This window comes from Gordonia bronchialis DSM 43247, assembly GCF_000024785.1.
GTDB classification, from domain to species: domain Bacteria; phylum Actinomycetota; class Actinomycetes; order Mycobacteriales; family Mycobacteriaceae; genus Gordonia; species Gordonia bronchialis.
This window is the reverse complement of the sequence record NC_013441.1, coordinates 3,185,970-3,198,258: the sequence shown is the minus strand read 5'-3', so window position 1 is coordinate 3,198,258 and position 12,289 is coordinate 3,185,970. Positions and strand designations below refer to the sequence as shown.

The 12,289-nt window shown below is 66.3% G+C and carries 10 protein-coding genes; 9 read left to right on the top strand and 1 reads right to left on the bottom strand.

What is annotated here, in order from left to right; all coding sequences use genetic code 11:
* Window positions 1-160 precede the first annotated feature (160 nt).
* Window positions 161-1,534: a threonine ammonia-lyase IlvA gene (gene ilvA / locus GBRO_RS14855; RefSeq protein WP_012834714.1), complete on the top strand. Its 1,374-nt coding sequence runs from the start codon at window positions 161-163 to the stop codon at window positions 1,532-1,534.
* Window positions 1,535-1,568: 34 nt separating this feature from the next.
* Here the strand turns inward: ilvA and treZ are convergent, their stop codons facing one another.
* Window positions 1,569-3,287 (bottom strand): malto-oligosyltrehalose trehalohydrolase, encoded by a 1,719-nt coding sequence (treZ, locus tag GBRO_RS14850; protein WP_041920557.1) that lies wholly within the window; start codon window positions 3,285-3,287, stop codon window positions 1,569-1,571.
* Between the two features lie 331 nt (window positions 3,288-3,618).
* On the opposite strand from treZ, the gene GBRO_RS14845 reads away from it, so the two are divergent.
* Genes GBRO_RS14845 through GBRO_RS14810 form a run of 8 tightly spaced genes read left to right on the top strand, consistent with a single transcriptional unit; the run spans window position 3,619 to window position 12,174 of the window.
* Complete coding sequence (locus GBRO_RS14845) at window positions 3,619-4,476, top strand: MlaE family ABC transporter permease (RefSeq protein WP_012834712.1); 858 nt, start codon at window positions 3,619-3,621, stop codon at window positions 4,474-4,476.
* A gap of 1 nt (window position 4,477) precedes the next feature.
* On the top strand, window positions 4,478-5,344 hold the full coding sequence (locus GBRO_RS14840) for an MlaE family ABC transporter permease (protein WP_012834711.1): 867 nt from the start codon (window positions 4,478-4,480) through the stop codon (window positions 5,342-5,344).
* A gap of 13 nt (window positions 5,345-5,357) precedes the next feature.
* A complete protein-coding gene (locus GBRO_RS14835) occupies window positions 5,358-6,668 on the top strand; it encodes an MCE family protein (RefSeq protein WP_012834710.1) in 1,311 nt (436 codons plus the stop codon).
* Window positions 6,665-7,699: an MlaD family protein gene (locus GBRO_RS14830; protein WP_012834709.1), complete on the top strand. Its 1,035-nt coding sequence runs from the start codon at window positions 6,665-6,667 to the stop codon at window positions 7,697-7,699. The genes GBRO_RS14835 and GBRO_RS14830 overlap by 4 nt, the downstream gene beginning before the upstream one ends.
* Window positions 7,696-8,685 (top strand): MCE family protein, encoded by a 990-nt coding sequence (locus GBRO_RS14825; RefSeq protein ID WP_012834708.1) that lies wholly within the window; start codon window positions 7,696-7,698, stop codon window positions 8,683-8,685. Before GBRO_RS14830 ends, GBRO_RS14825 begins: the two co-directional genes overlap by 4 nt.
* The gene (locus GBRO_RS14820; protein WP_012834707.1) at window positions 8,679-9,863 is read left to right on the top strand and encodes an MCE family protein; all 1,185 of its coding nucleotides are present in this window, start codon (window positions 8,679-8,681) and stop codon (window positions 9,861-9,863) included. Before GBRO_RS14825 ends, GBRO_RS14820 begins: the two co-directional genes overlap by 7 nt.
* Window positions 9,860-11,005: an MlaD family protein gene (locus GBRO_RS14815; RefSeq protein ID WP_012834706.1), complete on the top strand. Its 1,146-nt coding sequence runs from the start codon at window positions 9,860-9,862 to the stop codon at window positions 11,003-11,005. The genes GBRO_RS14820 and GBRO_RS14815 overlap by 4 nt, the downstream gene beginning before the upstream one ends.
* Complete coding sequence (locus tag GBRO_RS14810) at window positions 11,002-12,174, top strand: MlaD family protein (RefSeq protein WP_012834705.1); 1,173 nt, start codon at window positions 11,002-11,004, stop codon at window positions 12,172-12,174. The genes GBRO_RS14815 and GBRO_RS14810 overlap by 4 nt, the downstream gene beginning before the upstream one ends.
* Window positions 12,175-12,289: the final 115 nt, after the last annotated feature.

The following is a 12,289-nucleotide window of genomic DNA, read 5'->3' as shown; positions in this document are numbered from 1 at the left end:
CGAGCGTCGATGGGGGGACACGAGGTGTCCGTTTCGCGGCTCGGTGATCCGTACCGGGGGCTACAGTCCGGTCCGGGCGGCGTCCTCGAGTGTATGGGCACCGACGCCGCCACGACCCGCAGTTCGTCGGGTCAAGGGCGCCGGTGAGAACATTGACGTCGTGAATAGCCGACCCGAGACCGTTCCCGAGCACCCATCGGAGCTGACCGCCGACGCGATCGAGGCTGCGTCGTTGCGTATCGCGCCCGCGGTCATTCGCACTCCGCTCGAGGCCTGTCCGCGGATCTCGGCGTCGACCGGCGCGCAGATCCACCTCAAACGCGAGGACCTGCAGTCGGTTCGGTCCTACAAGATCCGCGGCGCGTACAACGTGATGGCGCAACTGAGCCGGTCCGAGCTCGACAGGGGCGTCGTGGCGGCCAGCGCGGGCAATCATGCGCAGGGCGTCGCCTACGCGTGCCGCACCATGGGCGTGCACGGCCGCATCTACGTGCCGACCACCACCCCCAAGCAGAAGCGCGACCGCATCAGTTGGCATGGCGGAGAATTCGTCGAACTGCTGGCGGTGGGGGACACCTATGACGCTGCGGCCGCCGCGGCACAGGCCGACGTCTTGCGAACCGGCGCCACCTGGATCCACGCCTTCGACGACCCGCGCACCGCGGCGGGGCAGGGCACCATCGCCTTCGAGATCGTCGATCAGCTCGGTAGGGTTCCCGACGTCGTGGTCGCACCGGTCGGCGGTGGCGGCTGCCTGGCCGGCATGGTCACCTACTTCCGGGCCCGACGACCCGACGTCGCGATCGTCGGCGTCGAACCGACGGGAGCGATCTCGTTGACCGCCGCCCTCGTACACGGCGGTCCCTACACGCTGCCCACCATCGATCCCTTCGTCGACGGTGCCGCGGTCAAACGAATCGGTTCGATCGGACACGGTGTGCTGGCGGGCATGGGTGCCGCCGTCTCCGACCACCCGGCCCTCGCGGAGGTACCGGTGCACTCGACGACCCGCGTCCTGACCGACGATCCGATCGAGGTGCACGCGGGCACCACCCACATCACGCACGTGGACGAGGGTGCGATCTGCTCGGCGATGCTCGAGCTCTATCAGAACGAGGGCATCATCGCCGAACCGGCCGGGGCGCTCGCGGTCGCGGCACTCGACCGGTTGCGCCTGCCCGCGGATGCGACCGTCGCATGCCTGGTGTCCGGGGGCAACAATGATGTCTCCCGCTACGGCGAGATCATCGAACGCTCCTTGGTGCATCGCGGACTCAAGCACTACTTCCTGGTGGACTTCCCGCAGGAGCCGGGCGCGCTGCGCCGCTTCCTCGACGAGGTGCTCGGACCCGACGACGACATCACCCTCTTCGAGTACGTCAAGCGCAACAACCGGGAGACCGGTGCGGCGCTCGTCGGCGTCGAACTCGGTTCACCCGACGGGCTTTCGGATCTGATGGATCGGATGGCGCACTCACGTCTGAACTGCGAGCGCCTCGAACCCGGGACGCCGGCCTACGACTACCTCACCTGACCGACGGCACCGCTTTCTCGCCGACGGCGGGAGGTCAGTTCCGGCGGCGGCCGACGACGACGTTGTGCCCGGGTGACGTGAACCCGGCAGCGCCGGGCGACACCGGCTCCCACACCAGTTCCGGGTCCACCGCGATCGGTACGTCCGTCTCGGAATCGGACAGGACGCAGATCACCGACCATCGGCCCCGATGCATGGCGAACCAGCCTGCCTGCTCGTCGAACTCGACGCCGACGGTGTCGAATGCGTCGGCGTGCAGATCCGGCTGCGTCTTCCGCAGCGCGATGAGGGCTCGGTAGAAGTCGAGCATCCGGCGGTGGCCGGGACGATCGGGTTCCGACCAGTCCAGCTTCGACGCCGTGAACGTCGCCGGGTCCTGCGGATCGGGCACGTCCTCGGTGTCCCAGCCGTGTTCGGCGAACTCGCCGCGCCTGCCCGTGCGCACCGCCTCGCCGAGTTCGGGTTCCGGGTGGGAGGTGAAGAAGGCGAACGGGGTCGTCGCCGCCCATTCCTCACCCATGAACAGCATCGGGGTGAACGGCGCGAGCAACACCAGCGCGGCCTTGATCGCGAGCTGTCCCTCGTCGAGGTATGCGGTGGGTCGGTCACCGAGGGCGCGGTTGCCGATCTGATCGTGATTGCAGGTGTAGGCCACCAGCGAGGACGCGCGCACCCGGGAGGTGGGGATCGGCCGGCCGTGGCGTCGCCGCCGGAACGACGAGTACGTGCCGTCGTGGAAGAACCCGCCGCGCAAGACCTTTGCGAGCGAGGCGGAGCCGCCGAAATCGTAGTAGTAGCCCTGCCGCTCGCCGGACACCGTGGCGTGTACGGCGTGATGGACGTCGTCGTCCCACTGTGCGGCCAGACCGTGACCGCCCGATGTCCGCGGCAGGATCATCCGCGGATCGTTCAGATCGCTTTCGGCGATCAGCGACAGCGGACGTCCGAGCTCGGCCGACAGGGCGTCGGTGGCGGCGGCGAGTTCCTCCAGGATGTGCACCGCGGAATGGTCGACGAGCGCATGCACCGCGTCGAGTCGCAGCGCGTCGATGTGGAACTCGGCGAACCAGCGCAATGCCGAAGCGAGGATGAAGGAGCGGACCTCGTCGGAATCCGGTTCGGACAGGTTCAGCGACGACCCCCAGCTGTTGGTGCCCTCGGTGAGATACGGACCGAACTCCGGCAGATAGTTCCCCGACGGTCCCAGATGGTTGTAGACCACGTCGAGCACCACACCCAGACCGCGTGCATGACAGGCGTCCACGAACCGCACCAGTGCCGCCGGCCCGCCGTACGGCTCGTGCACCGCATACCAGCCCACGCCGTCGTAGCCCCACCCGTTCTCGCCGTTGAAGGCGTTCACCGGCATCAGTTCGACGAAGTCGACGCCGAGGTCGACGAGATGGTCGAGTCGCTCGATCGCCGCGTCGAGCGTGCCATCGGAGGTGAACGTGCCCACATGGAGTTCGTAGAGAATCGCCCCGGCCACGCTGCGTCCGGGCCATGAGGTATCGGAGAAGGCCGTGTCGTCAACGGTGAACAACGCCGAAGGTGCGTGCACGCCGTCGGGCTGACGGGCCGATCGCGGGTCGGGTCGCGGGTCACCTCCGTCGACGGAGATCGCGTAGCGGACGTCCGGCTCGACGCCGAAGGTCTGCTCGAGTACCCACCATCCGCCCGGCTGTCGCGTCATCCCGACGGTGCCGTGTGTTGTGGTCACCACATCGACCGTCGTCGCGTTCGGCGCCCAGATCTGCACGTCGGACAGGGTCCGCGGCGTCCGGCGACGACTCGTCGAAGTCCCAAACGGGGGGTTTGGTGCCCATTGGTCGACCGACCCAGTTATGGGGCTCTCGACACCAGCTGTATTGCGCGTCACATCGCGGGGTGCGGCACTCGACGGATCGGTCACCCAACACAAGGTAGGTCCATCCCGAGCGCGTCGCACTCCCATGGTGATGTGAGGCGAGGCACGATAACCCGGGGGAGCGAGGTATATTACGCACGCACCTGCCCTGGGGGGCATGTTTCATATTCGATTTCGACCGACCATCGATCCGGAAGCCGAGACGCAAGGGTAGGGATTGAGCACAAACACAGCCACGTCGGACGACGAGAAAGTGGGCACACGACGCCCCGGCGCGGTGAGGTCGTGGTTCCGCGATCACGTCATGGCGTCGTTCGACACCTTCGGACGCCAGATGGGCATGTTCGTCGAGGTGTTCAAGGTGTTGTTCGTCGACATCTTCAAGCGGCGATTCCCCTTCGGTGAGTTCATCCGTCAATGCGCGTTCATGTCGTCGACGTCGGTGTTCCCGACGCTGCTCGTCGCCATCCCCATCGGTGTGATCGTGTCCATCCAGGTCTCCAACATCGCCGGCCAGATCGGTGCCACCTCGTTCTCCGGTGCGGCCACCGGCCTCGGCGTCATCCGGCAGGGCGCCCCGCTGGTCACCTCGCTGCTGCTCGCCGGCGCGGTCGGGTCGGCCATCGCCGCCGACCTCGGTTCACGCACCATCCGCGACGAGATCGACGCGATGCGTGTCATGGGTGTCAATCCGATCCAGCGCCTCATCTCGCCGCGACTGCTCGCGACCATGGTGGTCAGCTTCCTGCTCTGCGGCTTCGTCTGCTTCGTCGGCTTCATCACCGGCTACGCCTTCAACGTGTATTTCCAGGGGGGCACACCAGGCAGTTACACGGGCACCTTCGCGTCCTTTGCCTCGACATCCGATCTGTTGTTCGCGCTCGGGAAAGCGGTGATATTTGGTGCGATCGTGGCGGTGGTCGCCTGCGACCGAGGCCTGTCCACCAAGGGTGGACCGGCCGGCGTGGCCAACTCGGTGAACGCCGCCGTGGTCAACTCGGTGCTGTTGCTGTTCACCGTCAACGTCATCCTGACCCAGTTGTTCGCGATCCTCGTACCGGCGAAGGTGGTGTGAGGTGACCGCATCTCGGTACACACCGCCGGCCCTGCGGCCCCTCGAGGCCGCCAAGGGTCTCTACCGTGGTCCGCGCGACGCGCTGGCGGCGATGGGGCACCTCATCACCTTCCTGGTCCGGTCGATCAGTTCGGTACCGCTGGCCTTCCGGCACTACAGCAAAGAGGTCTGGCGTCTGCTGGCCGACGTCGCCTGGGGTAACGGCGCGATCGTCGTCGGCGGCGGCACCGTCGGCGTCATGGTGATCCTCGGGATCATGGGTGGAGCGACGGTGGGTATCGAGGCCTATACCGCGCTGAACCTGCTCGGCATGGCCCCGGTCACCGGTGGTCTGTCGGCGTTCGCGACCACCCGCGAGATCGCACCGCTGCTCGCGGCCACCGCCTTCACCGCCCAGTCCGGCTGCCGCTTCACCGCGCAGCTCGGCTCGATGCGGATCGCCGAGGAGATCGACGCCCTCGAGGCCATCGCCATCCGGCCGCTGCCGTACCTGGTGACCACCCGGATGCTCGCCGCGGTCCTCGCGATCGTCCCGCTGTACTCGGTCTCGCTGGCCGCCAACTACATCGCCTGTCAGGTGATGTTCCAGTTCCAGAGCGGGCAGGGCGCGGGGACCTACCTGTACTACTTCACGCAGTTCCTGGTGTCGTGGGACGTGGTGTTCTCCTTCATCAAGGTGATCATCTTCGTGCTGTTGACGACGTTCATCCAGTGCTATTACGGCTACTTCGCCTCCGGTGGCCCGGAAGGTGTGGGAGTTGCTGCCGGACACGCGATCCGGCTGGCGATCATCGTCATCGTGTTCGCCAATCTCGTCATGACGCTGGTGTTCTGGGGCACCTCGCCCGGCATCAAGATCTCGGGTTAGGGGGAGTGGGCAGATGAACATCGCAACCGACGGCCGCAATCCGTCGCTGCTGCAGTACGTGCTGCGCGGCGTCGCCTTCCTGCTCGTGATGGCGATCATCGCGGCGCTGCTGATCATGCGCTATCAGGGCGTGTTCAGCTCGATGGTCCCGGTCACCGCGAAGATGCACGACGTGGGTGACGGCCTCATCAGTGGCACCGACGTCCGCTACAACGGCCTCATCGTCGGCTCGGTGAAATCGATCGGACTCGACGACTCCGACGCCACCGGCAGCGCGCAGCTCAAGATCGTCGACATCGATCTGGTGCCCGATCAGGCCGACGGCATCCCGGCCAACGTCACCGCCCGCACGGTGCCGTCGAACCTCTTCGGTGTGAACTCGGTGGAACTGGTGCCACCGGCGAACCCGAGCACCGACCGGATCTCCGACGACGCGCAGATCCCTGCCGACACCTCGCTGCCCACCATTCGTCTGCAGGACGCGCAGAACGAGCTGCGGACCCTGTTGAAGGCGGTGCCGCCGGAACAACTCGCCGGCCTGCTCGGCACGATCGCCGACGCGCTCGACGGCGGCGGTGCGGTCTTCGGATCGTTCGTGGGCATCCTGAACACTTATTTCCGGACGATCAACGATCAGTTCCCGCCCGGGGCGCCGCCCGGCTTCGACAACTTCAACAACGCGGTCCGCGGGCTGGCCCAGTCGGCACCGCAACTGCTCGACGCCCTCGGCCGCAGCGTGATCCCGGCGATGACGATCGCCGAGAAGCAGCAGGATCTCGCGGCGCTGCTGTCGGCCGGTCAGGGCGTCCTCGATCAGACCCAGGTCCTGTTCGCGCGCAACGGCGACGGTGGCAAACGCATCGTCGCCGATCTCAACCGCATGATCGGCGCCGCGGTACTCGAACCGCAGGCCCTGCCCCAGGCCCTGACCGCACTGAACAATCTGGCGGCCAAGGTGCTGACCGTGTTCACCGGGGTCAACGGGCATGCCCAGCTCAACATCGGTGTCAGCTTCGGTGCGTTCATGCGCTACACGCGCCAGAACTGCCCGGTGTACAACGGTGGTCCCTACGGGCAGCTACGCGGACCGGGATGTACCGGCCCGGGCACCGGGACCGGGCCCACCAGTTCGGGACCACTGCAGATCTATCCGTCCGACGGCATGCGGCGTAATCGCCCCGTCGGGATGGTGACCACCGGCAACGACGCCAAGACTCTCAGCACGGCGCTGCGTCGCACACCCAGCACCGCCGACGCACTGATGCTGGGGCCGCTCGTGCAGGCCGTCGATGCGCGCGACAACGACCAGGGAGGGGGACGATGAGCGCCGGTAAGGCTTCGATCCGCAAGCCGCTGTTGGGTTTTGCGATCTTCGGTGTGATCGCGTTGCTGCTCACCTACATCATCTACTCGACGCTGGAACGCTCGGTGTCGGGTTCGACGAACACCTACACGACGTTCTTCAACGACGCCTCCGGACTGGCCAAGGGCGACGACGTCCGGATGGCCGGTGTGCGCGTCGGACGCGTCGACAAGATCGAACTCGACAACGGCCGGGCGCGAGTGGACTTCGAGGTCCAGAAGGACCAGCCGATGTTCACCAACACCAAGGCGGCCATCCGGTATCAGAACCTCATCGGCCAGCGATACCTGAACCTGGCCCTGCAACAGGGCGCACCGTCGCAGCCGCTGTCGGCCGGTTCGGCACTCAAGCTGCCCTCCGAGGACTCCTTCGACGTCTCGCGGTTGCTCGCCGGTTTCCAGCCCGTCTTCGAGACCCTGGACGCCGATCAGGTCAACGCGCTCTCGCTCGGTCTGATCAAGGCCTTCCAGGGTGATGACGTGTCGCTGAGCTCGACCGTCGAGGAGGTCGGCCGGCTGGCGGCCGACACCGCCAACCGCGACGCCGTGATCGGCGCCGTCATCGACAACCTCAGCGGGGTGATGCGCGACCTCTCCCGGCAGGGCAATCAGGTCGGCACCGTCATCCAGAGCATCAGCACCCTGATCGGTGATCTCAACGGGAACTCGGCCAAGTTCGGGCGCGTGGTCACCGACGTCGGGAAGACCGCGAGCGGATTCGCCGACGTGTTGACCCGTAGCCGCGCCGACCTCGCCTCGGCCGCCACCGACGCCCGCATCGCCACCCGGACACTGATCGGGATCGGCCCCAAACTCGACCGGCTCGCGGTGGAGTTGCCGATCTTCCTCGGTCACTTCCCACTGGTTCTCGGTGAGGGCTCGTATCTGAACATCTACGCGTGCGATCTCGACATCGCGATCGGTGACGTCCTGCTCCCGCCCGGTCTGATCAACAAGATCGGTGGCACCAACCACTCGGTGGTGTGCCGATGAGCAGACTCGGCGGGCATTTCCGCAACAACAAGCGATTCTGGTACGGGCTGATCGGTGCCGCGGTGATCGTGGTGATCCTCCTCGGCGTGACCGCCCTGGCGACCGCCCATATCGGCAAGCAGACGCTGACCGGTGACTTCGCCCAGGCCGGTGGCGTCCGCCCCGGCGACAAGGTCCGCGTCGCCGGGATCGACAAAGGTGAGGTGTCCGATACCGAGCTCAACGGCAACCACATCACTATCACGATGAAGGTCGACAACGACGTCCACGTCACGGCCAACGGCTCGGCCGAGATCAAGTTGTCGACACTGCTCGGTCAGCGGTACATCGATCTGTCCCTCGGCGACTCCACCGAAGGCCTCAAGGACGGAAAGATCGAACAGACGCGGGTCCCCTACGATCTGCAGCGCACCATCGAGGCCGGTGCCCCGATCCTGAACAACGTCGACAGTCCCGAACTCGCGAACAGCATCCGGACGCTCAACCGGCAGCTCGCCGGCGCACCCGCGGTGACCAAGCCCACCGTCGACGCACTCACCGAGATGTCCAAGGTCATCACCAACCGCAAGGACCAGATCAACCAGTTGCTCGCCGACACCAAGACGGTCACCTCGATCGTCGACGACAACCAGGCCCAGCTCGCCATCATCGTCGGCCAGGGGCGTGAGCTGGCCCAGAAGATCGCCACCCGCGATGTGCTGGTCAAGCGGATGCTCGACGGTATCGCCGCCCTCTCCGAACAGGCCAAACTGGTCGCCGGGGAGAACGGCAACCAGTTCGCGCCGATCATGGCGAACCTGAACACCATCACCCAGGGCCTGGAGAAGAACCGCGCGAATCTGCGCAAGCTCCTCGAGATCCTGCCGGTCACCGCCCGACTGACCAACAACGTCATCGGTGACGGGCCGTACGCGAACGGATATCTGCCGTGGGGCATCTTCCCCGACAACTGGCTCTGCCTGGCACGGGTGGTGGACGGATGCTGACCAACCAGCACGCCACCGATCACCCGACTCCGGACTCGTCGGCCACACGTCCCGGCGCCGGCGTCGACTCGGCCGCCCGGTCACGTTCCCGGCTCAAGCGCTCCGCCTGGCTGGTATGCCTGGCGTTGTTCATCGTCGTCGGGGTCTCGGGATGCTCCTTCATCCCGGCCGGCTGGAAGGTCGGGCTGGGACAGGCGATCGAGGTCACCGCCTACTTCGACAACGTCGCGGGCCTCTACGAGAGCAACGATGTCGCGGTGCTCGGCATGCCGGTCGGGCAGGTCACCAAGGTCGAGCCGCAGGGCAACCGGGTGAAGGTGACCTTCACCATCAACAAGGACGTACCGGTCCCGGCCGAGGCGACCGCGGCCATCGTCAACACCTCGATCGTGACGACCCGCCACATCGAACTGAGCCCCGCCTATGAGGGGGGACCCAAGCTCGAGGACGGCGGCGTCGTCAAGCAGACAAAGGCGCCGGTGTCGGTGGGCGAACTCTTCGACTCGATCGACCAGCTCGTCGTCGCACTCGGTGGCGACGGCAACGGTGCCGGCCCGCTCGCCGACATGATCGACATCACCTCCGGAATCGCCTCCGGCAACGGGCAGGCCATCCGGGAGGCCCTCAATCAGCTCGGGTCGGCCTCCGAGGTGGTGTCCGGCAACAGCGACACATTGCGCCAGCTGGTCATCACCATCCAGGGACTGACCTCCAAGCTGGTCGCGAACTATCCCAAGATGACCGCCTTCTCCAACTCGGTCAACCAGGTCGCCATGCTGTTGCGGGAGCAGTCTCCGGGTCTGCTCGCGACGTTGGGCGACCTGAACACCGCGTTGCAGAACACCACGAGTTTCCTGCAGAACAACACCGGCACCATCAGCAGCTCGCTGGGCCGGCTGGCCGCCCTGGCCGCGAACCTGAGTGACTTCTCCCGGCAGGTCGTGGAGACCATCGACCTCGGGCCGCTGCTGTTCCAGAACCTGAGCAACTCGGTCTCGGCCGAGCAGGGAGCATGGCGCGCCCAGGTACTGCTGGACAAGTCGCTGCTCGACAACGAACTGCTCGCGAAGTTCTGCGAGACGATCAACCTGCACAAGGACGGTTGCCGCACCGGAAAGCTGAAGGACTTCGGACCGGATCTCGGCATCTACTCGGGACTGCTGGAGCTGACCAAATGAGCGCTGACATCACCACCTCGCCGGTGCGTCGACGCCGGGCCCGCCGCCCGCTGCGTCGCGGTGGTCTGCTCGTCGTCCTCGTCGTGGGATTGATGGGACTGACCGGGTGCGGTGCGCTGCCGGGTCTCACCGTCGAACAGATCCCGCTGCCGGCGCCGGGCAACATCGGTGAGGCCATCGAGCTGACCGCCACCTTCGACAACGCGCTCAACCTGCCCTCGCGTGCCAAGGTGAAGCTCAACGGCACCGACGTCGGTCAGGTCACCGAGATCAGCGCCAAGGACTACCGGGCGATCGTCAAGATGGATGTCAGCAAGTCGACGCAGCTGCCGGTGGGCACGGGCGCCGAATTGCGGCAGGCCACGCCGCTCGGCGACGTGTTCGTCGCGCTGCTCCCGCCGCCCGGCGCGGCCAAGGGTTTCCTCCGCGAGGGGGACACCCTGACCGGACCGACCTCGGCGGCGGCGACGGTCGAAGACCTCCTGATCAGTGTCAGCGGCGTGGTGGACAGCGGCTCGCTCAACTCGCTGACGACGATCATCACCGAGCTCAGCGCTGCGGTCTCACCGCATCCCACCGAGTTGAACGATTCGATCCAAGGCCTCACCACGGCCATCCGCAAGTTCAACCAGAATGCGGGTGAGGTCGACGAGGCAATGGCCAACACCCGCGTGCTGACCGGTGAGCTGGCGGCCGGGCGCGCACAGATCATGGCCTCGATCAACAAACTCGGCCCGGCCGTGAACGCGGTCAACGGACAGATCGGTTCGATCCTGACGACGCTGGACAAGACCCAGTCGGTGACCGCGGCGACCAACGACTTCCTGAACACCAACGGCGACAACCTGGTCGAGATGATCGGTCACCTGGCGACGGTGCTGTCGGGACTGCGTCAGGCGTCGGGCACCGTCGGGTCACTGTCGGACAACCTGCACATCCTGGTACCCCGGTGGGTGAAGACGACGCAGGGCAGTGCGGCCGCGTTGTCGGCCAAGGTGTACTGGCTCAATCCGGGCGTCGGCTTCGACTCGGCGAGCCGGCTACCCGAGATGGGTGACCTCGACGCGGGGTCGGCGGCACTGCAGCAGACGCTGACCCGCCTGCTCGCACGATTGACCGGGACACGGGGGTGCTGCGGATGAGCGGGCTGTTCGGCTTCCTCCGGAAGCACTCGGTGCTACTCGGCAACCTCGCCCTCATCGTGGTGATGCTGATCGGGTTCGCCTACCTCGCCTTCGGGACGCTGCGCTGGCAGCCGTTCACCGGGAAATATCACCTCACCATCAACTTCCCGATCTCCGGCGGCCTGCAGGACACCTCCCGGGTCACGCTGCGCGGCACCAAGGTGGGTGACGTCGATTCGATTCGGGTGCAACCGAATTCGGTCCAGGTCAAGGTGTCGGTCGACGACGATGTGAAGATCAACCGGAACGCGGTCGTGGCGGCACTCGGACTCTCGGCGGCGGGCGAACAGTACGTCGACTTTCAGCCCCCGAGCGCCGATGGCCCGTACTTCGCCGACGGCGACACCATCAACGCCGGGCAGACGCGTGTGACGACCCCGTTCCCGCAGTTGCTCGAATCGTCGCTGGACCTGATCGAGCAGATCGATCCGCAGAAGCTGCGCTCGATCATCGACAACCTGAACACCGCAGTCACCAGTGACGACGGTCAGAATCAGCTCCACACACTGTTCGACTCGGGTGGCACGATCTTCGCCAGTCTCTACCGGGTCCTACCTCAGACGACGAAGCTGATCCAGGACAGCGGCACCATCCTCAAGACCACGGCGGGTATCCAGCCCGACCTGGGCACCACGGTGTCCTCGATCAGCTCGATCGTGAACGCCGCGGTCGCCTCCGACAAGGAGATCCGCACCCTGCTCGACCGCGGCCCGACTCAACTGACCAGCCTGACGGGTTCGTTGGGTCAGCTGAACGATCCGCTGGCCGACTTGCTCACCCAGATGCTCGATGTGGCCCGCCAGGGCGCGCTGCGGGCACCGGCGATCGCCAACCTGCTGCCGGCCATCCGGGATGCGAGCATCAAGAGCCTGACCATGTTCCATGACGGCGCCTGGTGGGCATTCGGGTCGGTCTATCCGCGCCCGGCCTGCAACTACCCGGTCACGCCGCGACGTCCGACGCAGATCCTCGAATTGTCGGTTCCGGTGAATCTGTACTGTGTGACGGAGGATCCGAACCAGCAGATCCGTGGATCGGCCAACGCGCCCCGACCCCAGGGCGACGACACCGCCGGTCCGCCACCGGGTTACGACCCGAACGCACGAACCGTGCCGATGGACAGGTGACCTGTCCGCTTCGGCAGCAGACCCGCACACGGGGCGGGCACCACGGTGCGCGAGCACTGGGGTGAAGGCAGCGGGGAAGGAAAGGCAGCGGGGAGTTCCGGGTGGGTGCCCCGCC

Coding starts and splice junctions, on each gene's coding strand:
- GBRO_RS14835 (WP_012834710.1), top strand. CDS start 5,358: ATGAACATCGCAACCGACGGCCGCAATCCGTCGCTGCTGCAGTACGTG.
- GBRO_RS14830 (WP_012834709.1), top strand. CDS start 6,665: ATGAGCGCCGGTAAGGCTTCGATCCGCAAGCCGCTGTTGGGTTTTGCG.
- GBRO_RS14825 (WP_012834708.1), top strand. CDS start 7,696: ATGAGCAGACTCGGCGGGCATTTCCGCAACAACAAGCGATTCTGGTAC.
- GBRO_RS14820 (WP_012834707.1), top strand. CDS start 8,679: ATGCTGACCAACCAGCACGCCACCGATCACCCGACTCCGGACTCGTCG.
- GBRO_RS14815 (WP_012834706.1), top strand. CDS start 9,860: ATGAGCGCTGACATCACCACCTCGCCGGTGCGTCGACGCCGGGCCCGC.
- GBRO_RS14810 (WP_012834705.1), top strand. CDS start 11,002: ATGAGCGGGCTGTTCGGCTTCCTCCGGAAGCACTCGGTGCTACTCGGC.